Origin of the sequence: Arsenophonus endosymbiont of Aphis craccivora, from assembly GCF_013460135.1 — a bacterium.
Taxonomy (GTDB): Bacteria; Pseudomonadota; Gammaproteobacteria; order Enterobacterales; family Enterobacteriaceae; genus Arsenophonus; species Arsenophonus nilaparvatae.
This window is the reverse complement of the sequence record NZ_CP038155.1, coordinates 1073187-1098322: the sequence shown is the minus strand read 5'-3', so window position 1 is coordinate 1098322 and position 25136 is coordinate 1073187. Positions and strand designations below refer to the sequence as shown.

The 25136-nt window shown below is 39.7% G+C and carries 17 protein-coding genes, 1 tRNA gene and 6 pseudogenes; 14 read left to right on the top strand and 10 right to left on the bottom strand.

Annotated elements, in window-relative coordinates:
- The first annotated feature begins 27 nt into the window (after positions 1–27).
- Positions 28–2625, top strand: a pseudogene (gene acnB / locus E3U36_RS05835) (bifunctional aconitate hydratase 2/2-methylisocitrate dehydratase).
- Between the two features lie 115 nt (positions 2626–2740).
- On the opposite strand, the pseudogene E3U36_RS05830 reads toward acnB, so the two are convergent.
- From E3U36_RS05830 to E3U36_RS05820, 3 genes and pseudogenes are all read right to left on the bottom strand, one after another.
- Positions 2741–3666: pseudogene (locus E3U36_RS05830) on the bottom strand (IS5 family transposase).
- A gap of 189 nt (positions 3667–3855) precedes the next feature.
- A complete protein-coding gene (locus E3U36_RS05825) occupies positions 3856–4191 on the bottom strand; it encodes a hypothetical protein (RefSeq protein ID WP_180817406.1) in 336 nt (111 codons plus the stop codon).
- 238 nt (positions 4192–4429) lie between these two features.
- Positions 4430–5353: an IS5 family transposase gene (locus E3U36_RS05820; RefSeq protein ID WP_180815966.1), complete on the bottom strand. Its 924-nt coding sequence runs from the start codon at positions 5351–5353 to the stop codon at positions 4430–4432.
- A 267-nt stretch (positions 5354–5620) separates the two neighbouring features.
- Between E3U36_RS05820 and E3U36_RS05815 the strand changes: the two are divergent.
- The 3 genes and pseudogenes from E3U36_RS05815 (at position 5621) to E3U36_RS05805 (ending at position 7907) form a co-directional block, all read left to right on the top strand.
- A pseudogene (locus E3U36_RS05815) lies at positions 5621–6008 on the top strand (YacL family protein).
- A gap of 103 nt (positions 6009–6111) precedes the next feature.
- On the top strand, positions 6112–6963 hold the full coding sequence (gene mscS, locus E3U36_RS05810; protein ID WP_180817405.1) for a small-conductance mechanosensitive channel MscS: 852 nt from the start codon (positions 6112–6114) through the stop codon (positions 6961–6963).
- A gap of 215 nt (positions 6964–7178) precedes the next feature.
- A pseudogene (locus E3U36_RS05805) lies at positions 7179–7907 on the top strand (oxidative stress defense protein).
- Here the strand turns inward: E3U36_RS05805 and E3U36_RS05800 are convergent.
- A pseudogene (locus E3U36_RS05800) lies at positions 7904–8824 on the bottom strand (LysR family transcriptional regulator ArgP). The pseudogenes E3U36_RS05805 and E3U36_RS05800 sit on opposite strands and share 4 nt — an antisense overlap.
- Before the next feature lie 143 nt (positions 8825–8967).
- Here E3U36_RS05800 and rpiA point away from each other — a divergent pair.
- On the top strand, positions 8968–9633 hold the full coding sequence (gene rpiA, locus E3U36_RS05795; protein WP_180817404.1) for a ribose-5-phosphate isomerase RpiA: 666 nt from the start codon (positions 8968–8970) through the stop codon (positions 9631–9633).
- A gap of 291 nt (positions 9634–9924) precedes the next feature.
- Positions 9925–11013 (top strand): annotated as a pseudogene (gene serA, locus E3U36_RS05790) (phosphoglycerate dehydrogenase); the annotation flags it as partial.
- A gap of 21 nt (positions 11014–11034) precedes the next feature.
- On the opposite strand, the gene mltD reads toward serA, so the two are convergent.
- Together mltD and gloB are read right to left on the bottom strand one after the other, a co-directional pair.
- Entirely contained in the window at positions 11035–12399 is a 1365-nt protein-coding gene (mltD, locus tag E3U36_RS05785) for a murein transglycosylase D (RefSeq protein WP_180817403.1), read from the bottom strand.
- A gap of 89 nt (positions 12400–12488) precedes the next feature.
- Positions 12489–13241, bottom strand: coding sequence for a hydroxyacylglutathione hydrolase (gloB, locus tag E3U36_RS05780; protein WP_180817402.1), 753 nt, complete (start codon positions 13239–13241; stop codon positions 12489–12491).
- Positions 13242–13285: 44 nt separating this feature from the next.
- Here gloB and E3U36_RS05775 point away from each other — a divergent pair, with 44 nt between their 5' ends.
- A complete protein-coding gene (locus tag E3U36_RS05775; RefSeq protein ID WP_180817401.1) occupies positions 13286–14002 on the top strand; it encodes a class I SAM-dependent methyltransferase in 717 nt (238 codons plus the stop codon).
- Here E3U36_RS05775 and rnhA read toward each other — a convergent pair.
- Complete coding sequence (gene rnhA / locus E3U36_RS05770; protein ID WP_180817555.1) at positions 13999–14469, bottom strand: ribonuclease HI; 471 nt, start codon at positions 14467–14469, stop codon at positions 13999–14001. The genes E3U36_RS05775 and rnhA overlap by 4 nt on opposite strands.
- A gap of 59 nt (positions 14470–14528) precedes the next feature.
- Between rnhA and dnaQ the strand changes: the two genes are divergently transcribed.
- The 6 genes from dnaQ to fbaA all read left to right on the top strand — a co-directional run bounded on the left by dnaQ (position 14529) and on the right by fbaA (position 21356).
- On the top strand, positions 14529–15293 hold the full coding sequence (gene dnaQ / locus E3U36_RS05765; RefSeq protein WP_180817400.1) for a DNA polymerase III subunit epsilon: 765 nt from the start codon (positions 14529–14531) through the stop codon (positions 15291–15293).
- 117 nt (positions 15294–15410) lie between these two features.
- Positions 15411–15487 (top strand) — tRNA-Asp (locus tag E3U36_RS05760).
- A 328-nt stretch (positions 15488–15815) separates the two neighbouring features.
- Positions 15816–17810, top strand: coding sequence for a transketolase (gene tkt / locus E3U36_RS05755; protein ID WP_180817399.1), 1995 nt, complete (start codon positions 15816–15818; stop codon positions 17808–17810).
- A 121-nt stretch (positions 17811–17931) separates the two neighbouring features.
- On the top strand, positions 17932–18963 hold the full coding sequence (epd, locus tag E3U36_RS05750) for an erythrose-4-phosphate dehydrogenase (RefSeq protein WP_180817398.1): 1032 nt from the start codon (positions 17932–17934) through the stop codon (positions 18961–18963).
- Between the two features lie 76 nt (positions 18964–19039).
- The gene (gene pgk / locus E3U36_RS05745; protein WP_180817554.1) at positions 19040–20203 is read left to right on the top strand and encodes a phosphoglycerate kinase; all 1164 of its coding nucleotides are present in this window, start codon (positions 19040–19042) and stop codon (positions 20201–20203) included.
- A gap of 61 nt (positions 20204–20264) precedes the next feature.
- Positions 20265–21356, top strand: coding sequence for a class II fructose-bisphosphate aldolase (fbaA, locus tag E3U36_RS05740; RefSeq protein ID WP_180817397.1), 1092 nt, complete (start codon positions 20265–20267; stop codon positions 21354–21356).
- A 509-nt stretch (positions 21357–21865) separates the two neighbouring features.
- Here fbaA and E3U36_RS05735 read toward each other — a convergent pair.
- Together E3U36_RS05735 and E3U36_RS12955 are read right to left on the bottom strand one after the other, a co-directional pair.
- Positions 21866–23161 (bottom strand): dicarboxylate/amino acid:cation symporter, encoded by a 1296-nt coding sequence (locus E3U36_RS05735; protein ID WP_180817396.1) that lies wholly within the window; start codon positions 23159–23161, stop codon positions 21866–21868.
- A gap of 424 nt (positions 23162–23585) precedes the next feature.
- On the bottom strand, positions 23586–23720 hold the full coding sequence (locus E3U36_RS12955) for a hypothetical protein (RefSeq protein WP_255479093.1): 135 nt from the start codon (positions 23718–23720) through the stop codon (positions 23586–23588).
- On the opposite strand from E3U36_RS12955, the gene E3U36_RS05730 reads away from it, so the two are divergent.
- The gene (locus E3U36_RS05730) at positions 23714–24637 is read left to right on the top strand and encodes an IS5 family transposase (protein WP_180817395.1); all 924 of its coding nucleotides are present in this window, start codon (positions 23714–23716) and stop codon (positions 24635–24637) included. The two genes, E3U36_RS12955 and E3U36_RS05730, sit on opposite strands and share 7 nt — an antisense overlap.
- 251 nt (positions 24638–24888) lie before the next feature.
- Here the strand turns inward: E3U36_RS05730 and E3U36_RS12575 are convergent, their stop codons facing one another.
- The gene (locus E3U36_RS12575; protein WP_439647282.1) at positions 24889–25053 is read right to left on the bottom strand and encodes a hypothetical protein; all 165 of its coding nucleotides are present in this window, start codon (positions 25051–25053) and stop codon (positions 24889–24891) included.
- Positions 25054–25136: the final 83 nt, after the last annotated feature.

The window sequence follows — 25136 nt, the reverse complement described above, 5'->3', positions numbered from 1 at the left end:
AAATTAAAATCAATTGAGGAGAACGTCGTGCTAAAAGAGTACCGTGAGCATGTAGCTGAACGTGCAGTACAAGGAATAATACCCAAGCCACTAAATGCTACCCAAGTTGATAAATTAGTTGAACTAATAAAAACCACACCTGAAACTGAAAAAAATTTCCTATTAGATCTGTTAAGTAATCCTATTCCTCCGGGTGTTGATGAAGCTGCTTACGTGAAAGCTGACTTCTTAGCTGCTATTACTAAAGGAAAAACATATTCCCCCTTACTTACACCAGCAAAAGCGACAGAGTTATTAGGCACTATGCAGGGTGGCTATAATATCTCCCCATTAATTGATGCGCTGGATGATGAACAGTTGGCACCAATAGCAGCCAAAGCATTGTCCCATACTTTGTTAATGTTTGATAACTTCTATGACGTAGAAGAAAAAGCAAATATGGGCAACCAATATGCGCGCCAAGTTATAGATTCATGGGCAAATGCCGAATGGTTTCTTGATAAACCTGCATTAGCAGAGAAACTGACTGTAACTGTCTTTAAGGTAACGGGGGAAACCAATACTGATGATTTATCACCAGCACCTGATGCCTGGTCACGACCAGATATTCCTTTACATGCACAGGCAATGCTTAAAAATACCCGTGATGGAATTATACCCGATGAGCTTGGTGTCATTGGGCCTATCAAACAGATTGAAACATTGTGTAAAAAAGGTTTCCCATTAGCTTATGTTGGTGATGTTGTCGGTACAGGCTCTTCGCGAAAATCAGCAGCCAATTCAGTAATATGGTTTATGGGCAAAGATATTCCTTTTGTACCAAATAAACGTAATGGCGGCATTGTTTTGGGTGGAAAAATTGCACCAATATTTTTTAATACGATGCAAGATGCGGGCGCCCTGCCGATTGAAGTTGATGTGACTTCACTGAATATGGGAGATGTGATTGATATTTATCCCTATAAAGGAGAAATTAGCTGTCATGCCACTAATGCCTTATTAACAACTTTTGCATTAAAAACCGACGTTTTACTTGATGAAGTTCGATCCGGCGGCCGGATTGCGCTGATTATAGGCCGTGGACTGACAGCAAGAGCGCGGGAGTCTTTGGGCTTGCCTGCGATTGAAGTATTTCGCCAGGTAAAATCAGTTATACAAAGTGGCCGAGGTTTTACCCTGTCACAAAAAATGGTTGGTCGTGCTTGTAATAAGCTTGGAATTCGTCCTGGTGAATATTGTGAACCGAAGATGACGTCGGTTGGTTAGCAGGACACTACAGGACCAATGACCCGAGATGAGCTTAAGGATTTAGCTTGTTTAGGTTTTTCAGCCGATTTGGTTATGCAGTCATTGTGTCATACTGCCGCTTATCCAAAGCCTATCGATGTAACCACCCATGATACTTTACCTGATTTTGTTATGGATCGTGGCTGTGTTTCTTTGCGTCCCGGTGATGGTATTATTCATTCTTGGTTAAACAGGATGCTGTTGCCGGATACAGTGGGAACGGGTGGTGATTCACACACGAGTTTTCCTATCGGTATTTCATTTCCTGCTGGTTCCGGATTAGTTGCTTTTGCTGCGGCGACCGGTGTTATGCCTTTAGATATTCCTGAATCGGTATTAGTCCGCTTTAAAGGTCAAATGCAGCCAGGTATTACTTTACGTGATTTAGTTCATGCTATCCCTTACTATGCGATCCAACAGGATTTATTGACGGTTGAAAAACGAGTTAAGAAAAATATTTTCTCAGGCCGAATATTAGAAATTGAAGGCTTACCCCAATTAAAAGTTGAACAAGCGTTTGAATTAGCGGATGCCTCGGCAGAACGCTCAGCTGCGGGTTGTACTATCAAGTTAGATAAAGAGCCCATTATCGAATATCTACAATCTAACATTGTATTATTGAAATGGATGATTGCGAATGGATATGGTGATCGCCGTACTCTCGAACGTCGCATTAGTTCAATGAATAAATGGTTGGCTGATCCGCAACTATTAACGGCTGATGCTGATGCAGATTATGCAGCAGTTATTGAAATTAATTTAAATGAAATAATCGAACCCATTTTATGTGCACCAAATGATCCAGATGATGCACGTTTATTATCTTCCGTGGCGAATGAAAAAATTGATGAAGTTTTCATTGGCTCCTGTATGACTAATATTGGTCATTTCCGTGCAGCAGGTGAGCTTCTAGAGCAATATAAAGGACAAATTCCCACCCGTTTATGGATTGCTCCGCCGACTAAAATGGATGCTGCTAAGCTAATCGAAGAAGGTTATTACAATATTTTTGGTAAAAGTGGGGCACGGATTGAAATTCCTGGTTGCTCACTATGTATGGGTAATCAGGCACGTGTTCTGGATGGAGCAACTGTGGTTTCAACCTCTACCCGTAATTTCCCTAATCGACTAGGAACTGGCGCAAGGGTTTTTCTTGCTTCAGCAGAGTTGGCAGCAGTTGATTCATTATTGGGATACTTACCAACGGTAGAAGAGTATCTGCAATTGATTAATGGCATGGGGAATAATAATCAAAATATTTACCAATACTTAAATTTTGACTTACTGCCTCAATATACAAAAAAAGCAGAAACAATAATCATCCAGTCCACCGTTTAAAACAATAATTTTTCATATACCCTATTTCTTGCTGTAATTAGTCAGAGATAGTGTATAGCGGCTTTGTTGAATAAATCAGAATTAGCCGCCAGGATGGCTCCCTCTGCTACAGCTGTTATCCGATCCTGACGCTGTGTGGCATACCCAACAACGTCATACGGTTCAGCGCTTTGACCATCGCCATTGCTTCACCTACCTGAGCCTCATAGTCACGCAGGCTCAGATGGTCACCCAACAAAGTTTTTATGCGGAACATCGCTGTTTCTGCCACTGAACGCCGGTGATAACCCACTTTCTTTTTCCACATATCATTACTCCTGCTCAGACGCTGATTCGCCACCGCATGGTTACGTTCATGGTACTTGTCCGGCCGGTATTTCGCTCCGCTTCGCGCGGCGGGATAAGGGGCCTGATTTTCTTTCTTAGCAACGCATCGTGGCAGTAACAGGCGTCATAAGCACCGTCTGCTGACACTTCCCTGATTTTCCGGTGGGTTTGGTTAATCAGGCCCGGCAGTGCCTGCGCATCTGTCGTTCCGCTGAGCGATAAGTCGGCACAGATAATCTCATGATTCACACTGTCTGCTGCCAGATGAAGCTTGCGCCACACTCTTCGTCTGTCAGCCCCATGCTGCCTGACTTTCCTTTCACCTTCGCCAAAGACCTTCAGACCGGTACTGTCGATGACCAGATGCGAGATTTCACCACGCGTTGGCGTTTTTATGCTGATGTTGACGCTCTTTGCTCGTCTGCTGACCAGCGAGTAGTCCGGACAGCACAGCGGCAAAGACATGAGTTTAAAAATCGAATCAACGAAGCCCTGTAATGCCCGGAGCGACAGGTTAAACACACGCTTCATCATCAGGACAGTGGTAACAGCCATATCGCTGTAGTAAAGAGACCGGCCACGACCTTCAGGCGAAGAACTGTCAGTCCATCCAGCGATGGCCGACTCATCAAGCCAGACCGTCAGGGAACCGCGTTGTCTGAGTGCCTTGTTGTACGCGGGCCAGTTGGTAATTTTAAACTTTTGCTTTGCCATGGGGACCTGATGTTGAAACGAATTTAGCGATCAGCTCCGCCAATCACCTAAAAGTTCGATTTATTCAACAAAGCCGTGTATAGCGTTTAGATTCATCTATCTGCTATCTGAAAAATTTATGCCTCTTTAGAATTTGTATCTATTATTTAGAAAATTGATTATTTACCAGACAACTTCAGATTATATTTGTTAAAGGGAATTAAAAAAGCGATCAAAATTTGCTTTTATGTAAGTAAGTTGTGCATTAAATGCTGTTTTAACTAGATCTTTTTGACTGCTGTTAAGATTTTCTTTTTTCAATTTAAAAAAAGAATCTTGCATTAATTGAACCGTTACATCGCATGATTTCTGGAATGCTGTTATGGAATTATTTTTACCAGTGTTAGCCGCTTCAATGACAATTTTTTCAAAAACAAGATCGGCAATGTCACGAATATTCTGAACTTCTTCGTTATTAATTCTATCATCTTGATATGCTTGGGTTATAATTTTATCTAATTTATCATTAATTTCTTTAACATCCATAACTTAAATCCTTTTATTAAATATTAAATTCCAACTGTAGAGAATTACAGCCATCATCTACCCATTTTACGAAGAAAATAATTTTTGAACGGCTATAATTTAAGGTTACATATTTAGAAATATGCTTACAAGACAATATAACTATAAACTCTCTTAAAAATGGCGTTGTTACATAAAATTAGGGCTTTGTTGAATAAATCAGAATTAGCCGACAGGATGGCTCCCTCTGCTACAGCTGTTATCCGATCCTGACGCTGTGTGGCATACCCAACAACGTCATACGGTTCAGCGCTTTGACCATCGCCATTGCTTCACCTACCTGAGCCTCATAGTCACGCAGGCTCAGATGGCCACCCAGCAAAGTTTTTATGCGGAACATCGCTGTTTCTGCCACTGAACGCCGGTGATAACCCACTTTCTTTTTCCACATATCATTACTCCTGCTCAGACGCTGATTCGCCACCGCATGGTTACGTTCATGGTACTTGTCCGGCCAGTATTTCGCTCCGCTTCGCGGCGGGATAAGGGGCCTGATTTTCTTTCTTAGCAACGCATCGTGGCAGTAACAGGCGTCATAAGCACCGTCTGCTGACACTTCCCTGATTTTCCGGTGGGTTTGGTTAATCAGGCCCGGCAGTGCCTGCGCATCTGTCGTTCCGCTGAGCGATAAGTCGGCACAGATAATCTCATGAGTCACACTGTCTGCTGCCAGATGAAGCTTGCGCCACACTCTTCGTCTGTCAGCCCCATGCTGCCTGACTTTCCATTCACCTTCGCCAAAGACCTTCAGACCGGTACTGTCGATGACCAGATGCGAGATTTCACCACGCGTTGGCGTTTTTATGCTGATGTTGACGCTCTTTGCTCGTCTGCTGACCAGCGAGTAGTCCGGACAGCACAGCGGCAAAGACATGAGTTTAAAAATCGAATCAACGAAGCCCTGTAATGCCCGTAGCGACAGGTTAAACACACGCTTCATCATCAGGACAGTGGTAACAGCCATATCGCTGTAGTAAAGCGGCCGGCCACGACCTTCAGGCGAAGAACTGTCAGTCCATCCAGCGATGGCCGACTCATCAAGCCAGACCGTCAGGGAACCGCGTTGTCTGAGTGCCTTGTTGTACGCGGGCCAGTTGGTAATTTTAAACTTTTGCTTTGCCATGGGGACCTGATGTTGAAACGAATTTAGCGATCAGCTCCGCCAATCACCTAAAAGTTCGATTTATTCAACAAAGCCTAAAATTAGCTAAGTCTCGTCTCTTTAGTGGCTGAAACAATATTACTTATTAATCGCCAATTTTTAAATAGCCACCTCTATATGTAATAGGGTATTTATATTATTGTTAAAATAAAGTATTTTTATGGTAATGATAATATTTAGACTGATATAAATAAAAAATACACTCGAGGAACAGGACGGAGATCAGGTATGGATTATGAATTTCAACAGGATGTCACTGGCCATATCATTGCTCGATTTTCAATGGATCATGAAGCAATTGGTTATTGGTTGAATGGGTTATTGGTTGAATGAGGAAATTAAAGGTGATTTATGTCAGTTAGAGCAGATTCAGGCAGGTTATCATTCTATTAAAGGCAGCGGGCGTCAATGGAAAAAAATCGGACGTGAATTTACATTGTTCATGGATGATAAAGAGATCATGATACGAGCTAACCAGTTACATTTTCAAACAGAAGATTTAGAAGAAGGGATGTGTTATTACGATAACGAGAGTATTGCATTTTGTGGTTTAGATGATTTTATTAAAATGCTGGAAAACTATCGTAACTTTATTTTATTAAACATTATCGATTAAAAGATAACAAAATCGCTGTTTTATTTTGTCAATGTTATATCTAAAATTATACAGTTTCGGATATATGATTAGTAATTAATTTATTTTCTCGAGGGGGATTGAGATGGATGCAAATGGTGTGGTAGAAACGATCGATCAGGCAACGAGTTGGCTTATTAATCATCAGGATTTGTTAATTCAGTATGCGGTAAATATCGTTTTTGCATTAGTGATTTTATTTGCTGGTTTGATTGTTGCTAAATGGATGAGTCACATCACTAATCGATTAATGTCATTACGCGGTATAGATAAGACGGTCAGAGATTTTTTATCAGCAATTGTTCGTTATGGCATTATTGCATTTACCTTAATAGCAGTATTAAGTAAGTTAGGTGTGCAAACTGCCTCCGTTATTGCTGTTTTAGGTGCTGCCGGTTTGGCGATTGGTTTAGCTTTACAGGGTTCTTTATCTAATTTTGCTGCTGGTGTGTTATTGGTTATTTTTAGGCCACTGCGAGCTGGAGAATATGTGATTTTAGGTGCAGTGGAAGGAACCGTTGAGCATGTCCAGATTTTTTCAACTTCATTACGTACGGCTGATGATCGCATTGTTGTTATACCCAATAGCAAAGTGATTAACGACAATATTATAAACACTTCTCGTGAACCTAATCGGCGTACTCAAATTATGGTGGGTGTCGGCTATAATGCGGATATTGATAAGGTTAAAAAAGTGTTAGGTGATGTTATTGCGGCAGATGAGCGTATTCAGCATGATAAAGGTGTTACTATCCGTTTACATGAAATGGCACCTTCTTCTCTTAATTTTGTCGTACGTGTTTGGACGACTAATGCTGATGGATGGAATGTCTATTGGGACTTGATGGAAAATTTTAAAAAACAGTTAGATGCACATAATATTGGTATACCTTTTCCACAAATGGATGTTCATTTATATCAAACCAAAAATAGCTAGCCAATTATTTTGGTGTGAATTAGCTTTCACACCAATATTTTTATTGGTCAGTAAAATCTCGCTATTTAAATTTGCATTAGTTAGTGTTGATTAAAATTATTCATTATGATTAACCTTCCTATTATGCTTTTTAATATTCTATTATGTTAAGAATAAACGATTATTGGCTAGCAAATAGTCTATCTAGAGTTGATTAATTATGTGCAGGAGGTCTCGTGAAGCTTAGTTCAATTATATTTTTAGCGATGATGTCAGTCAGTTCATTACCATTACTTGCTCAATCTAACTCCTGACCTAATGGGCCACATATCGTGACCTCAGGTAATGCAACGATTAAAGCCACACCAGATATGGTCACTTTACTAATTAATGTTGCTGTAACTGAAAAAAATGCTGCCTCAGCTAAAACGGCGGTTGACGCACGTGTTAAGCAATATTTTGACTTTCTCAAGGATAAAGGGATAGAAAGTGGCTATATCAATGCGGCAAATATCACGACTCAACCGAAATATGAATATGATAAAAGGGCCGAAAAATCTAAAATAGTCGGTTATACTGCAGAACGTTCAGTAGAAGTTAAACTATATAAACTAGATCAATTGAATACTTTATTGGATGGTGCATTAGCAGCTGGTTTAAATGAAATTAATTCGGTGCAATTTTGTGTTAAGGATCCTAAACACTATCGTGATGAAGCTCGTAATAAAGCAATTGACAATGCTAAAGTGCAAGCAGAAGCGTTAGCAGCAGGATTTAATGTTAAATTAGGCAAAGTTTATAGTATTAATTATCGAGCACCTGATGCAACCCCTTATCCAATGACAAGAATGAAGGCTATGAACCAAATGGTGGCTGCTGCTGCCAGTGATAGCAATCAAACTTACGAACAACAGAGTATTGATTTTACCGATCAAGTTGATGTTGTTTTTGAATTGAAACGTTAATTGTTATTTGCCACATTATCATTATCTGTTTGTTTTAATATCTGGCGTCCAGTTTTTACCAGGGCGTCAGTTACCTTTCTCATTGTCCTGCTTTCAGGCGAAAGGCGGTGCCAGTATAGCATTCTACGCTGACATAGTCCGGGCGTGAGGTCGACTAGTTCACCTGAATTTAATTCATCAATAATTTGTAAATGTGGGATCATACAACAGGTTGAGCCTTGCTTAGCAAGTTGAACAAATGCCTCTGAGGAATTCACAATATGGCAAGGAACACTACCCGGAGATAGGTTAAAATTCTGTTGCACAAAAGCTGGATGCATATCATCTAGATGATCAAAAGCGACAGCAGGTGCCCTTAACAGTGAGGCTTTTGTTACCCCAGTAGGGAAATAACGCTCAGCAAAAGTAGGTGAGGACACAAATACATAATCCAGTGCACCCAATTTATCTACCAGGCAGCCAGGTAAAGGCTCTGGTTGAATACTAATCGCGCCAACGACCTCTCCTCTACGTAGCAGCTCTTGAGTCCGGGTTTCATCTTCGACTTGAATATTAATACGAATAGGGCTGTCATGTAGTACTGGATTAAGAGCCGGCAGGAACCAGGTTGCTAAACTATCAGCATTGACTGCCACTGATAGTAAAAACGGGGTTGTGCCATTACTTTCGTCACCAAGCCATTGCTCTTCTAGTAATTCCACTTGATGTAATAGCGAGAGTTGTTTTTGTCCTTGCTCAGTCGGTTGAGGAGGGATATTCCTCACTCATAATGGTTGACCAAATAGGTTCTCAAGCTGCTTAATTCGTTGGGAAACGGCAGATTGAGTGATACATAACTTTTGCGCAGCGCGCTCAAAGCCGCGTTCACGGATCACAGTATCCAATGCTTGTAGTGCTCGATAGTCAGGGCGTTTAATCACGAAAAAATCTCTTTAAAATTCAATTCAGATGTTATTCTATATCTTACTATGCAATATTTTTCCAATCGATAGCCGGGCAAATTTCGTTATACTAATTAATTAGTAGGTTTTAGCAATAAAAAATAATAGGGCAACTAATTATGACACAGGATGAATTAAAAAAAATGGTCGGCTGGGCTGCTTTGGAATATATCAAACCAGATATGGTGGTTGGTGTTGGAACAGGCTCTACCGTTGCGCATTTTATTGATGGCTTAGCGACACAAAAACATTTAATTAAAGGTGCAGTCTCAAGTTCGGTTGCTTCTACAGACAAATTAACCGCGTTAGCCATTCCTATTCTTGATAGTAATGATGTGGATGGTATTGATATTGATATTGATGGTGCTGATGAATTTAATCCAGATCTAATGATGATCAAAGGGGGTGGCGCTGCCTTGACGCGTGAAAAAGTCATCGCTGCGATGGCTAAGCAATTTATCACTATAGCTGATAAATCTAAGCAAGTGGATATTTTAGGTAAATTTCCATTACCTGTTGAAGTAATTCCGATGGCGCGCGCTTATGTCGCTCGTCAATTGGTAAGGTTAGGAGGCATGCCAGAATATCGGCAAAATGTGGTTACTGATAATGGTAATGTCATTCTTGATGTTCACAATTTAGAGATCCTAGATCCGATAGAGCTTGAAAATAAAATTAATGCGATTGCCGGTGTAGTAACGGTAGGGTTATTTGCCAATCGCCCAGCAGATATTATTTTGCTGGCAACATCAGCTGGAGTAAAAAAATTAACGGCTAACAGCTAATTATTTGGTGGTTTTTAAAGTGCTGACCGGCCTATTAAGGTAGTACTTATTGCCTATATTAAATTTATATTTTTTTACTCTCAAATTTAGTGAGTTATATCATAATAATTGATTTAGTATGATAAAAATCTTATTTTTGCCTCTTTAATTTCCTTTTTGTTCGTTATAGCGTTTTAGTTGAGATTTATTTCGTTGCTTGGGTAAATGATAGTATTGCTACTGGGAAAATTTTTGTTATGTTTGTATGACAAAATAGGTGATAGCCGTAATCTTAATGATAGGATGGGGTAAATGGTTAATGTATCTTTACAAAAACAGAAAATTAAATTTTTGCTTTTAGAGGGTGTGCATCAAAGTTCAATTAATAATCTGCGGGCAGCAGGCTATGACAATATTGAATATCATGAAGGTGCATTATCAACAGAAGAATTCATCGCAGTGATCCCTGATGTCCACTTTATCGGTATTCGTTCCCGTACCTATCTTAGCGAACAGGTTTTAGCCGTGGCTGAAAAATTGATTGCAGTCGGTTGCTTTTGCATTGGCACCAATCAAGTTGATATGCAGGCTGCGGCTAAGCGGGGCATTCCAGTTTTTAATGCGCCATTTTCCAATACACGCTCTGTGGCAGAAATGGTACTTGGCGAATTACTATTGCTTTTACGTCGTATTCCAGAAGCGAGCATGAAAGCCCATCGTGGAATATGGAATAAACAAGCCAAAGGAAGCTATGAAGCACGCGGTAAGAAATTAGTTATCATTGGTTATGGTCATATTGGTACTCAATTAGGTATCTTAGCTGAAAATATTGGAATGAATGTTTATTTCTATGATATTGCAAATAAGTGACCGCTAGGTAATGCTTGCCAAGTTCCTACTATGACCGAATTACTCAATATGAGTGATGTTATTAGCTTACATGTTCCTGAAACAGCGAGTACTAAGAATATGTTTGGCAAAGAACAACTAACCTTGATGAAACCCGGCGCGATTTTGATCAATACTTCACGTGGTAGCGTAGTTGATATCCCGGCCTTAGCTGAGGCGTTGAAAAGTCAGCATATCTCAGGTGCTGCAATTGATGTATTTCCTAAAGAACCAGCCAGTAATGGTGATCCTTTCAGCTCACCGTTAATAGGTTTTGATAATGTTATTTTAACCCCTCATATTGGTGGCTCAACGCAAGAAGCACAGGAAAATATTGGTTCTGAAGTGGCTAATAAGTTAGCAAAATATTCTGATAATGGTTCTACTTTATCGGCGGTCAATGTCCCTGAAGTTTCATTACCTATTCATACTGACGATACTAATTGTTTATTGCATATTCATGCAAATCGTCCGGGGATGTTAAATCGTATTAATCAGATCTTTCGCGCGAAGGGCTATTTTACCATAATATTATTAGAGGTGAATAGTCAGCGTTATGCCCGGTTTTAAATCTGCTATTCTAACGCTAGAGTTCCAATTCATCAGATCTTTAAGATCGATGCCGTGGCGTTTAGCAATACTGTAATAGGAATCACCTTGACGGACTTTGTAGGTCTTGATATTTACTTTAACTTTCTTGCCTGATGAAGTGCTATTTTTAGCAATCATAGTTGGTGCACGATAACTATTTTTACCGCTAATTTTTAATGTTTGCCCGATCCGCAAGTTGGCTGTTTTCATGCCATTGAGTGACTTAAGCTTATCGGTTGTGGTATTAAAACGTTTGGCAATAATCGATAAGGAGTCACCGCGTTTAACTTTGTAATTAGTGATAGAACGCTGTCTAGCTAATATCTGTTTATTATTGTTGGCAACAGCAAGGCGAATACTATTTAATACGTCTTGATCAGAAAGCGCATCCTTAAGCAGATCCGCTTTATCTGTTGGTAGCATAATAGTATAGGGACCGGCTGGAGGTGTTATATTATGTTTTAAATTTGGATTATAGGCTTTAAGAGCGGTTAATGGCAGTCCAGAAAGTCTAGCTGCTTGAGGTAAGGTAATTTGTTCGCCTATATTAACCTGGGTAAGTGCATTATTTTTATTGGTTGTTGGTAATTGCAATGCATATTGTTCGCTATTGCGTAATATATTACTGAGAGCCAAAATTTTTGGTACATAATTCATTGTTTCTTTGGGGAGTGATAACGACCAATAATTAGTAGGTAATCCCAGCTCTTCATTTTTCTTGATGGCATTAAGCACACAACCTTCGCCACAATTATAAGCAGCAAGTGTTAGAGGCCAATCACCGTCGAATAGGTTATTTAATCGTTCAAGTAAATTTAGTGCTGCACTAGTCGAGGCAGCGACATCTCTGCGTTCATCAACCCATTTATTTTGTTTTAATCCATATGACTGACCAGTCAATGGAATAATCTGCCATAAACCTGTAGCCTGAGCCTGTGAGGTTGCATGGGGATTAAAAGCACTTTCAACGATAGGAACCAGGGCAAGCTCCATTGGCAGGTGGCGTTGATCAATTTTTTCAACAATCCAGTACATGTAAGGCTCTGCGCGTAATGTCACATTCCGCAAATAGCTTTCTTTGGCCAAATAAGATTTGATTTGATTTCTGATCCTGGCATTATCAGGAATATCCATTTTCAGCTCATTACTAATATAACCCCACAAATCATTTTCTATTAAATAGGTTGATTCCCAAGTGGTAGTTTCAATATCTTGATTGGCTGAAGACGGATCTGGTGTTTGCTCATTGGGTGTCATGTGACAACCAACAAGCAGAACATAGGCGAATAGTATCGCTTTTGTCTTCATTAATGTAACCTATCCTAGGTTGTTATTTATTCAATTGTTTAATAAAGAGGGAATGATACTGATCTCGTTAGCTAATGACAACCATCAATTTAAAAGCGATCTTTTAGTTTGCGAATTTTGGCAAATACATCACAATTTGAACAAGTAGCAGGAGAAAACCCCAATACTTTTTGTAAGTAAGGATCGTCATATTTTAAGAAGATATTGATCTTTTTTTCTACTTTAAGTTGTGATGGCAGTGTGGATTGTTTTTGGGCTCGTTTTTGGTTCACGGCAAAAGTATAAGCTTTTATTGCTTCATCGTGGGGTAGCAAATAACTGGCAAATACCATATTCGCAGCGGTATATTCATGTGCGCAACAGACTAACTTCTCATCATGTAAAGCTTTAAGCGTTTCAAGCGAATGATACATTTGTTCAGCTGTTCCTTCAAAAATACGGCCACAACCACCAGAAAATAGGGTATCACCGCAAAATAGATATGGTTTTTGATAGTAAGCAACATGTCCTAAAGTATGTCCAGGTACGGCAAAAATTTGCCATGAAAAGCCGGCAAAATTTAGCTGCTCTCCACCTTTTATGATACATGTTGCTCCTTTGCTACTGGTTTCCATTGGACCATAGACGACTAATTCGGGATAATATTTTTGTAATTCTTTGACGCCATCGACGTGATCATGATGGTGGTGAGTAAGTAAAATAGCGACCGGTTTTATAGCATTTTGTTGTAAAAATTGCTGCACTGGCTTAGCAGTACCAGGATCGACAATAATACAGTTACCTTGATAGATTAATAGCCATATATAATTATCAACTAAGGAAGGAATTCTGATAAGCTCCATAATATAATAATGCCTCATAACTAAAGGGTTAGAAGGATATTACAATGAAGTCAGCTCGTATTGCTCAACGATCTAAAATGCCTGACTCCTGGGAAGACATTCCATGGGGAGAATATTATCGTATTGCATTGAACCAGCAGCTACAACCATGGTGGCCAAAAATATTTGGTTTCCATTTATTAAAAATTGGCCAATTGAGTTTACAGATTGATACCCAAGCATCGCTGATTACCCATCAATTTAGCATGAATATAGCTGGAAGTAACTGTCAATTATTAGGTGATCCTAATGAAATGCCTTTCGAGGACAAATCGATCGATGCCTGTCTTTTAATACAACAACTATCTTACAGTACTAACCCACATTGGTTATTGCGTGCAGCTGATAGGGTTTTGGTTGATGATGGTTGGCTAATTTTATCTAATTTTAATCCTTTTAGTTTGCTAGGGTTAGGGAAATGTATTCCTCTTTTGCGTAAGCGGCAACCATATCGTAGTCATATGTTTTCTACCTGGCGTCAACTTGATTGGTTGAGCTTATTGAATTACGAAGTACTGCAGCGACAAAGTTTTCAAATTATACCCTGGATAAACCCTGATCATTTTATCAATAGAAATTTGCAATTTGCCGGTTGTATCAATCTTATCATTGCCCGTAAAAGAACATTACCGTTGACGCCAACACCCATAAAATTTATGCGAACCCGCATGAAAATAGGTAATACAATGGGGTTTGTTAAGTGTTGGCGCAAACGTCATTAATTTTGTTCCGTTTGGTAGCCGCTATCCTCTTCTGTTGGTGAATTTGCCGCATTTCTTGCTAATTCATCGCATCGCTCATTTTCTGCATGTCCAGCATGGCCTTTGACCCAGTGCCATTCTATTTGGTGTCGAGAAATTGCTGCGTCTAATCGTTGCCATAAATCAACATTCAAAACAGGTGATTTATCTGCGCGTCGCCATTGGCGATTTTTCCAGTTGTGGATCCATTGGGTGATACACTGACGGACATATTGACTATCAGTCGTTAGAATAACCTGGCAGGGTTGTTTAAGCGTTTCCAAACCAATAATGGCAGCCATTAATTCCATACGATTATTGGTGGTACGAAAATACCCTTTGCTTAATGTTTTTTCATGTTTATTATAACGCAGTAAAATACCATAACCGCCTGGGCCTGGATTGCCTAAGCAAGAACCATCGGTGAAAATTTCTACCTGTTTCGTCATTTCTGATAAACTCATTTTATTCGTGATTTATAACCCTAAGTCTGACATAAAAAGGCACTATGAGCACTGTGATTACACGACAAATTGTTCTTGATACGGAAACTACTGGTATGAATAAGCTAGGGATCCATGATGAAGGACATAATATTATTGAAATTGGCGCGGTAGAAGTGATCAATCGCCGCTTAACTGGTCGTCATTTCCATGTTTATATAAAACCAGCACGATTAGTTGATCCTGAAGCTTTCGAAGTTCATGGGATTAGTGATGAGTTTTTACAAGATAAACCAACTTTTGCTGAAATAGCCGATGAATTTTTAGATTTTATTCGCGGCGCTGAGTTAATCATACACAATGCCCCTTTTGATATTGGGTTTATGGATTATGAGTTTTCCAAGTTAAATAGAGATATTCCACCGACAGCAAACTTTTGTCAGATCACTGATAGCTTGGTATTGGCCAGAAAGCTGTTTCCGGGAAAACGGAATAATCTTGATGCTTTATGTGATCGCTATCATATCGATAATTCAAAGCGTACACTCCATGGCGCCTTGCTCGATGCAGAGATCTTGGCCGAAGTCTATATGGCAATGACCGGAGGACAAACCTCGTTAGCTTTTTCAGTTGATTCAGAGCCAGGTAGTGAAACCTATACCGATGATATTAAACGAATAGAACGCTCAGCAATGGGATTAACCGTGATTTATGCTAATCAAGAAGAAATTACTGGTCATGAAGCAAAACTGGATCTGATTGAAAATAAAAGTGGAAAGATTTCACTTTGGCGTTCCGATGATTGCGAAAAGGATCAGGTTAAACATTAAGCATTGTTACACTTTTAGCTGAAAAAATGCGCAAATAGTGATTTTTTTTCTAAAAAATATTGACGTATAGATTGCTGATTCGTAAGATCATGGCCGTTCTTAAATCGATTATACCGTGGTGCGGTAGTTCAGTTGGTTAGAATAACGGCCTGTCACGCCGTGGGTCGCGGGTTCAAGTCCCGTCCGCACCGCCAATATTATAAAACCCTGAGTATAAGCCTCGGGGTTTTCTGTATTTTAAGATAATAATCATTCTTTTTGCCAGAAAATCATATCCAATCTCACAGCCTTTTTGCTTAGAAAAAATTATGATATTCGTGTTTTGATTTTCGCTATAGCACAAACAGTGATTGTTATTATTGTTTCATTCACTTATTTTTAATTATTTTGCTATTGATTAAAATTTTGTTACCGCTGATTATTTAGTGCAGATACCTAGATTAGATTTTAACTGTTAAGATGGCAAAACTACCTTGAGAAAATCAGTATCAAATTTGCTATTTATTCGATTTGGAGTAAACAATGATCACTCGTAAAATCCTTGCTAATGCTATCCGTTTCCTCAGTATAGATGCGGTACAGAAAGCAAAATCAGGGCATCCAGGTGCGCCAATGGGAATGGCGGATATTGCTGAAGTACTCTGGCGTGACTATCTGGATCATAATCCTGCTGATCCTGACTGGGTAGATCGTGACCGTTTTGTATTATCTAATGGCCATGGTTCTATGCTACTTTATAGCTTGCTGCATCTTACCGGTTATGATTTACCGATCAAAGAATTAAAAAATTTTCGCCAACTTCATTCCAAAACACCAGGACATCCCGAATATGGTTATACGCCAGGTGTTGAAACCACGACTGGCCCGCTGGGACAAGGAATTGCAAATGCTGTAGGTTTTGCTATTGCCGAACGAACGTTAGCTGCTCAATTTAATCGTCCAGACCATACTATTGTTGATCATTATACCTATGTATTTATGGGTGATGGTTGCATGATGGAAGGCATTTCACATGAAGCTTGTTCGTTGGCTGGAACATTGAAATTAGGTAAATTGATTGCTTTTTATGATGATAATGGCATTTCAATCGATGGTGAGGTGGAAGGTTGGTTTACAGATAATACTGCTGAACGTTTTGCCGCTTATCATTGGCATGTTATCAAAGGTATTGATGGACATGATCCTGAACAAATCAAGTCAGCAATAGAACAAGCCCGTAAGGTTACCGATAAGCCCTCTCTATTAATCTGCAAAACGATAATTGGTTATGGCTCGCCCCATAAGGCTGGTTCCGAAGAAGCGCATGGTTCACCATTAGGTGAAACTGAGATCGCTGAAACCCGGGCAGCACTAGATTGGTCATATCCACCTTTTGAAATACCAGCAGATATTTATCAAGCCTGGGATGCCCGCGAAATTGGTCAGCAAAAAGAAGCTACCTGGCGTGAAAAATTTGCTGAGTATCAACGGGCTTTCCCGCAACTTGCCGAAGAGTTTATCCGTCGGACCAAAGGTGAATTACCGACTAATTGGCAAGCTGTTGCAAATGATTTGGTGACGGAATTACAACGCAATCCTGCTAATATTGCCAGCCGTAAAGCCTCACAAAATACGTTGGAGGTTTTCGGTAAGATATTGCCTGAACTTTTAGGCGGCTCCGCTGATTTAGCTCCCAGTAATTTAACTATGTGGTCAGTGTCTAAGTCAATAAAAGATTCTCCAGCAGGTAATTATATTCACTATGGTGTACGTGAATTTGGTATGTCGGCTATTATGAATGGTATTGCCTTGCATGGTGGTTTTATACCCTATGGTGCAACCTTTTTAATGTTTGTTGAGTATGCGCGTAATGCAGTACGCATGGCTGCGTTAATGACAATTAGCAGTATTTTTGTCTATACTCATGATTCTATTGGTCTGGGTGAGGATGGTCCAACCCATCAACCTGTTGAGCAATTAGCCAGTTTGCGCCTGACGCCTAATATAAGTACTTGGCGTCCTTGTGATCAGGTTGAATCGGCCATTGCCTGGCAGTATGCGATTGAGCGTAATGAGGGGCCAAGTGCGTTGATTTTTTCCCGTCAAAATCTTGAACAGCAACCACGTGATACTAAACAGTTAGCCAATATTATTAAAGGGGCTTATGTGCTCAAAGATAGCGAAAAAACACCCGCGCTTATTTTGATTGCAACTGGCTCTGAGGTTGGATTAGCGGTTAATGCTTATGAAAAATTGACTGCCGAAGGCTATCAAGTACGAGTGGTTTCTATGCCATCAACGGATACTTTTGATAAACAGGACGCCGCTTATCGTGAGTCTGTATTACCCTCTTCAGTTACTGCACGATTAGCTGTTGAGGCGGGTATTGCTGATTATTGGTACAAATATGTTGGCACAACCGGTGGGGTTGTTGGTATGCATACTTTTGGTGAGTCAGCACCGGCAGAGGCTTTATTTAAAGAGTTTGGTTTTAGTGTGGAAAATGTGATAGAGAAGGCTAAAGCTTTATTGCCGTAATTGATGAAAATGATATGAGCGTATTGATCAGCTTTATATGATTAGATACGCTCTTTACAAAAGCTGTCATTATCGGTATTCTTAGCTATTAACAAAGCAGTTGTTATATTGAAGGAAGAGTATGGTAGTTAGAGTGGCAATTAATGGTTTTGGGCGAATAGGGCGTAGCATATTAAGAGCGCTTTATGAATCAGATCACCGAGCTCAAATTGCTGTTGTTGCAATTAATGAAATTGCTACTTCGGAAGGAATAGCGCATTTATTAAAGTATGATTCTAGTCATGGCCGATTTGCTTATGATGTGCGCCTGAATAACGATTTGTTAGTTGTAGGTAATGACAGTATTCATCTTTTTCATCAATCTGAGATTGAAAAACTACCATGGCGAGCATTGGATATTGATGTAGTACTCGATTGTACCGGTGTTTATGGTTCAAAGGTCGATGGCTCTGCGCATTTATCAAATGGCGCAAAAAAGGTGCTATTTTCTCATCCAGGAAGTACTGATCTTGATGCAACTATTGTTTATGGGGTTAATGAAACCAGTTTGAAAAATAGCGATCAACTGGTATCAAACGCATCTTGTACCACAAATTGTATTATTCCTGTGATTAAAATATTAGATGATGCTTTGGATATTGAGTCTGGTACAGTGACAACGATTCACGCTGCAATGAATGATCAGCCGGTTATTGATGCTTATCATCAAGATCTACGTCGTACACGGGCCGCTAGCCAATCTATTATTCCTGTTTATACCAACTTGGCTGCTGGGATCACACGAATATTTCCAAAATTCAAAGATCATTTTGAAGCGATATCGGTTCGCGTACCAACTATCAATGTAACGGCGATCGACCTCAGTGTGACGGTAAGATCTAAAGTAACGGTAGCTAAAGTCAATCAGCTGGTGCAACAAGCAGCAGAAGGTTCATTTCGTGGTATAGTTGATTATACTGAATTGCCGTTAGTATCAACAGATTTTAATCATGACCCACATAGTGCTATTGTAGATGGTACGCAAACACGAGTTAGTGGGCAACACCTAATTAAGATTTTAGTTTGGTGCGATAATGAGTGGGGTTTTGCCAATCGTATGCTTGATACGACATTAGCAATGGCTGCTACTGGTTTCAACAAATCTATCTGTTGACAGACAGTATGGGGAATATTGCTCTCCATACACAGCAGAAGATTAATAATTTAGAGAATCAACGAGAGGATTCACCATATCTGTAATTAAGATGACCGATTTAGATCTGGCTGGTAAAAAAGTATTCATCCGGGCTGACCTAAACGTTCCTGTCAAAGATGGCAAAGTTACCTCTGATGCACGGATCTGTGCTTCTTTACCGACGATTGAAATCGCTTTCAAGCAAGGCGCAAAGGTAATGGTAACGTCTCATTTAGGTCGACCGATTGGAGGTGAGTATAATGAGGAATTTTCATTGAAACCCGTTGTAGACTATTTAGCAGATAAGCTCGACTATCCTGTTCGTTTAGTAAAAGATTATTTAAATGGAGTTGAAGTTGCTAATGGCGAGCTGGTGGTTCTTGAGAATGTACGCTTCAACCGGGGTGAAAAAAAGGATGATGAAAATTTATCTAAGCAATATGCTGCACTTTGTGACATCTATGTAATGGATGCATTTGGTACGGCGCACCGTGCTCAGGCATCAACCCATGGTGTGGCAAAATTTGCTCCTATAGCATGCGCAGGGCCGCTGTTATTTGCTGAGTTGGACGCATTAGGTAAAGCATTGAAAGAGCCTGCTCGGCCAATGGTTGCAATCGTTGGTGGTTCAAAAGTTTCGACTAAATTAACTGTTTTGGATTCTTTAGCAAAAATTGCCGACCAAATTATTGTGGGAGGCGGTATTGCCAATACCTTTATCGCAGCTGAAGGTCATAAAGTCGGCCGTTCTTTATATGAAGATGACTTGATCACAGAAGCAGAAAAATTATTATCTACTTGCGATATTCCTGTACCTACTGATGTTCGTGTAGCGACTGAATTTTCTGAAACAGCCGATGCGGTAATGAAATCTGTCAATGATGTTAAAGATTATGAGCAGATTTTGGACTTAGGCGATGAAACGGCTGAACGTTTGGCGGGTATTCTTAAAAAAGCAAAAACGATTTTATGGAATGGTCCAGTTGGGGTTTTCGAGTTCCCTAATTTTCGCCACGGCACCGCAGTGATTGCCCAAGCAATTGCAGAAAGTGAAGCTTTTTCTATAGCAGGTGGTGGTGATACATTAGCGGCGATTGATCTGTTTGGTATTGCGGATAAAATTTCTTATATTTCTACTGGCGGTGGTGCTTTTCTTGAATTGGTGGAAGGTAAAAAATTACCTGCAGTTGTTGTGTTAGAAGAACGAGCAAAACAGTAATTATATCTGAAGAAAATGACAGGTAGCACTGTTCACCTGTCCAATAATAGGATTTTATCTCATGTCTAAGATTTTTGATTTTGTAAAACCAGGTGTTATTACCGGCGATGATGTGCAAAAAGTTTTTGCCGTTGCAAAAGAACATAAATTTGCGTTGCCGGCAGTCAATTGTGTCGGTACAGATTCGATTAATGCTGTTTTGGAAACCGCTGCTAAAGTTCGTTCTCCGGTAATTGTCCAATTTTCTAACGGTGGTGCTGCGTTTATCGCTGGTAAAGGTCTCAAAGCAGAAGGTCAACAAGCTGCGATTTTAGGCGCAATATCAGGTGCTCATCATGTGCATCAAATGGCAAAACATTATGGTGTCGCTGTTATCTTACACACTGATCATTGTGCACGTAAACTACTGCCATGGATTGATGGCTTGCTAGATGCTGGCGAGGAATATTATAAAACCACCGGTAAGCCACTGTTTTCATCGCATATGATCGATTTGTCTGAAGAGTCATTGGCGGAAAATATTGAAATTTGCTCTCAATATTTGCATTGGATGAGCAAAATGGGCATGACATTAGAAATTGAGTTAGGTTGCACTGGTGGTGAGGAAGATGGTGTCGATAACACTGGCTTAGATAGCTCATCGCTTTATACACAGCCTGAAGATGTCGCTTATGCTTATGAGCAATTGAGTAAAATTAGTCATCGATTTACTATTGCGGCATCTTTCGGTAATGTGCATGGTGTTTATAAGCCAGGCAACGTTCAATTAACACCAAAAATTCTACACAACTCACAACAGTACGTTGCGCAGAAATTTAATTTGCCAGCGGAAAATAATCTGAATTTTGTTTTCCATGGAGGTTCAGGCTCTACTGCTGAAGAAATTAAAGAAGCGGTCAGTTATGGTGTGGTAAAAATGAATATTGATACTGACACCCAGTGGGCGACCTGGGAAGGCATTTTGAATTATTATAAGAAAAATGAAGGTTATCTACAAAGCCAACTGGGTAATCCAGAAGGTGAAGATAAACCTAATAAAAAATATTATGACCCTCGTGTTTGGATGCGTGCGGGTCAGACTTCCATGATTGAGCGTTTAGAACTTGCATATAAAGAGTTAAACAAAGAGTTAAACTGTATCAATGTGCTGTAATTAAACGCTATTTTATTTTCCTAGTTCTCAACCCTATGGTGAACCATAGGGTTTTTTATTATCCGACGTAAGTTTTGACAAAAAAGATGTTTTAGGTATAAGTGAGATATCAATTTTAACAAAACTAATAGAATATTATACGGTTAAAGATATTACTGTTGAATAGAATAAATAATTAACCATTCGGGTAAAAACGGAACATCGACATATTAAGCGACGAATACCAGCTATACTGGTATTCAAATCATTGCAGTGTACCCAAACTTTGTTTACAAATATCGAATTGATACATATGTTAAATAAGCAGCAACTTCAACATCCGAAAAGGGATGACTTGTTGCTGGCCAACCAATTTTATCTGTTAGCCAGCTAAAAATGAAAATGGCTAATCCTTCTTAAGTTGAATTAATTAAATACTTAAAATCAATCAAGCATATTATATCTTAAGTAAATAAGTCGCGCCTACAGGCGCGTCTTGTTGTGCTATTTGGCTGGAATATTATCTATTATTAAGATTTCAAACTAATTTTATCAGTAAAAAGATTATCAGATTTTTCTTTCGGTGTGCCTCGGCAACCGTCGCCATAGTGTTCACCTTCCCAGCGACCAACCAGTGCCGATCCCATGGCATTACTCATGACATTCGTTGCTGAACGTCCCATATCTAAGAAAGGATCAATACCCATTAATAAAATTAAGCCGGCTTCTGGAATATTAAATTGGCTTAGTGTCGCTGCAATAACGACCAACGATGCCCGTGGTATACCAGCCATACCTTTAGATGTCAGCATCAAAATCAACAACATAGTGATTTGTTCACCCATACTTAAATGGATATTACATGCTTGACCGATAAAGATAACTGCAAATGAACAATAAGCCATTGAACCAACAAGGTTGAATGAGTAACCAATTGGTAAAACAAAGCTAGCAATCTTATTAGAAATACCAAACTGTTCCAGTTTTTCTAAAGTACCCGGAAAAGCCGCTTCAGAACTTGAGGTGGTGAAAGCGAGTAAAGCCGGTTCCATGATGTTTTTGACTAAGCGTAAAATGCATGGGCCAACGATTAACACGGATACCCCAATTAAGATCACCCAGAGTAACGCTAGAGTAAAGTAAAATTCTCCCATAAAAATGCTAGTATTGATCAGTACACTCAATCCGCGTTCAGCAATCAGGGCTGAGATAGCAGCAAAAACAGTAATAGGGGCAAAAAGCATAACATAGCTTGTCAGCTTCAACATTACGTAAACCAGTGAATCTAGAATTTTAATAATCGGTTCACCTTTTTTACCTATGGCAGATATGCTGCATCCCATAAAAATTGAGAAAATTACAATCTGTAAAATCTCATTACGCGACATCGCATCAATGATACTAGTAGGTATAGCATGGGAAATAAAATTGTGGAAAGAAAAAGTGGTTGGTTCGATATTTGTCACCGTTGAATTGGTCTCTGCCACGAAATTGATACCTACTCCTGGTGTAAGAATATTAACAATAACCAGGCCAATGGTAATTGAAATGAAAGAAGCAACCATGAACAGTAACAATGTTTTTGAGAAAACACGCCCTAAGGTTTTGGCGTCACCCATTTTGGCGATCCCGACGATCAAGGTTGAAATAATTAATGGTGCAATAATCATTTTAATCAAACGCAAAAAAATATCTGTAATGATCGAAATATTTTTGGCGTAGCTGGCGGTTATTTCTGGATTGGTGAATGAATTTAATGCAAATCCAACTATTATCCCGGCGATCAGGCCTACAATAATCCAAGTGGTTAAACTTTTCGATTTCATAATGATTCCGTTTTAGTCAGGCCGGTATTAGATCTCATATTATTTAACAAGCCCTGAATTAGTATTTCAGTGTTATTACCTAAGTTATCCTTTCCTTTAATTGTGTTAAATAAATGTATTTAAAATGAGAAATAATATCGATTTGTTTTTATCGAAATTGATACAATATCCTGGTATAGATACATGTTTAGTATCAAGTTAAATGAATGTTTATATTGATTATTTGTTATTTAATTAAGTGTTACATTTTATGTCAAAAATGATTTACGTTATTTATTATTAGGCACGTTAGTATTTTTATTTTGTCTGCAATACTACAGTGTAGAATGATAACCATAACAGTATTAAAGTGAACAAACCATATAATTTAATGAATAATTTTAAATTTTGTGACTTAACAAGCGGATATTATTAGTTTATTTAATTAATAAAATGTTCTAGTAATAGTGGCTATTCGACTTTTTTTATCATTTTTAAGGCTTTGTTGAATAAATCGAACTTTTAGGTGATTGGCGGAGCTGATCGCTAAATTCGTTTCAACATCAGGTCCCCATGGCAAAGCAAAAGTTTAAAATTACCAACTGGCCCGCGTACAACAAGGCACTCAGACAACGCGGTTCCCTGACGGTCTGGCTTGATGAGTCGGCCATCGCTGGATGGACTGACAGTTCTTCGCCTGAAGGTCGTGGCCGGCCGCTTTACTACAGCGATATGGCTGTTACCACTGTCCTGATGATGAAGCGTGTGTTTAACCTGTCGCTCCGGGCATTACAGGGCTTCGTTGATTCGATTTTTAAACTCATGTCTTTGCCGCTGTGCTGTCCGGACTACTCGCTGGTCAGCAGACGAGCAAAGAGCGTCAACATCAGCATAAAAACGCCAACGCGTGGTGAAATCTCGCATCTGGTCATCGACAGTACCGGTCTGAAGGTCTTTGGCGAAGGTGAATGGAAAGTCAGGCAGCATGGGGCTGACAGACGAAGAGTGTGGCGCAAGCTTCATCTGGCAGCAGACAGTGTGAATCATGAGATTATCTGTGCCGACTTATCGCTCAGCGGAACGACAGATGCGCAGGCACTGCCGGGCCTGATTAACCAAAACCACCGGAAAATCAGGGAAGTGTCAGCAGACGGTGCTTATGACGCCTGTTACTGCCACGATGCGTTGCTAAGAAAGAAAATCAGGCCCCTTATCCCGCCGCGAAGCGGAGCGAAATACTGGCCGGACAAGTACCATGAACGTAACCATGCGGTGGCGAATCAGCGTCTGAGCAGGAGTAATGATATGTGGAAAAAGAAAGTGGGTTATCAACGGCGTTCAGTGGCAGAAACAGCGATGTTCCGCATAAAAACTTTGCTGGGTGGCCATCTGAGCCTGCGTGACTATGAGGCTCAGGTAGGTGAAGCAATGGCGATGGTCAAAGCGCTGAACCGTATGACGTTGTTGGGTATGCCACACAGCGTCAGGATCGGATAACAGCTGTAGCAGAGGGAGCCATCCTGGCGGCTAATTCTGATTTATTCAACAAAGCCCATTTTTAACTAATAATTTAGCTTTTTAGTTATTGATTAATTGATATCTTAAACAAAAGTACGTTACTAACGAATTGTTTGAAAACTGGCCAGTTTAAAACTGGTTATCAGATATGATTTGTATCTATAAATTTTATGATTAATGGTGTAACTCTCCCCTAAGAATTAACCCGGGGAGAGGAATAAATGAAAGGACTATTTTTTTAGTTGATCATATGTTTTTAGTGGTTGCTGTTTGTTATAAGGATCACCAATATAACGGGGAGAAGGTTGAAAATCTTTGTTAATGACACTTTTACTGACATCCAATCCATCATAATCAAGCCCGGCTAAATCTGACCAAGTGTGAATCAAATGCATAATACTATAGGGCCTAGGCTTTGTTGAATAAATCGAACTTTTAGGTGATTGGCGGAGCTGATCGCTAAATTCGTTTCAACATC

Bases quoted from the DNA above. Each gene is read 5' to 3' on its own strand.
- E3U36_RS05825 (WP_180817406.1), bottom strand. From the start codon at position 4,191: ATGGATGTTAAAGAAATTAATGATAAATTAGATAAAATTATAACCCAA.
- E3U36_RS05820 (WP_180815966.1), bottom strand. From the start codon at position 5,353: ATGGCAAAGCAAAAGTTTAAAATTACCAACTGGCCCGCGTACAACAAG.
- mscS (WP_180817405.1), top strand. From the start codon at position 6,112: ATGGATGCAAATGGTGTGGTAGAAACGATCGATCAGGCAACGAGTTGG.
- rpiA (WP_180817404.1), top strand. From the start codon at position 8,968: ATGACACAGGATGAATTAAAAAAAATGGTCGGCTGGGCTGCTTTGGAA.
- mltD (WP_180817403.1), bottom strand. From the start codon at position 12,399: ATGAAGACAAAAGCGATACTATTCGCCTATGTTCTGCTTGTTGGTTGT.
- gloB (WP_180817402.1), bottom strand. From the start codon at position 13,241: ATGGAGCTTATCAGAATTCCTTCCTTAGTTGATAATTATATATGGCTA.
- E3U36_RS05775 (WP_180817401.1), top strand. From the start codon at position 13,286: ATGAAGTCAGCTCGTATTGCTCAACGATCTAAAATGCCTGACTCCTGG.
- rnhA (WP_180817555.1), bottom strand. From the start codon at position 14,469: ATGACGAAACAGGTAGAAATTTTCACCGATGGTTCTTGCTTAGGCAAT.
- dnaQ (WP_180817400.1), top strand. From the start codon at position 14,529: ATGAGCACTGTGATTACACGACAAATTGTTCTTGATACGGAAACTACT.
- tkt (WP_180817399.1), top strand. From the start codon at position 15,816: ATGATCACTCGTAAAATCCTTGCTAATGCTATCCGTTTCCTCAGTATA.
- epd (WP_180817398.1), top strand. From the start codon at position 17,932: ATGGTAGTTAGAGTGGCAATTAATGGTTTTGGGCGAATAGGGCGTAGC.
- fbaA (WP_180817397.1), top strand. From the start codon at position 20,265: ATGTCTAAGATTTTTGATTTTGTAAAACCAGGTGTTATTACCGGCGAT.
- E3U36_RS05735 (WP_180817396.1), bottom strand. From the start codon at position 23,161: ATGAAATCGAAAAGTTTAACCACTTGGATTATTGTAGGCCTGATCGCC.
- E3U36_RS05730 (WP_180817395.1), top strand. From the start codon at position 23,714: ATGGCAAAGCAAAAGTTTAAAATTACCAACTGGCCCGCGTACAACAAG.
- E3U36_RS12575 (WP_439647282.1), bottom strand. From the start codon at position 25,053: ATGCATTTGATTCACACTTGGTCAGATTTAGCCGGGCTTGATTATGAT.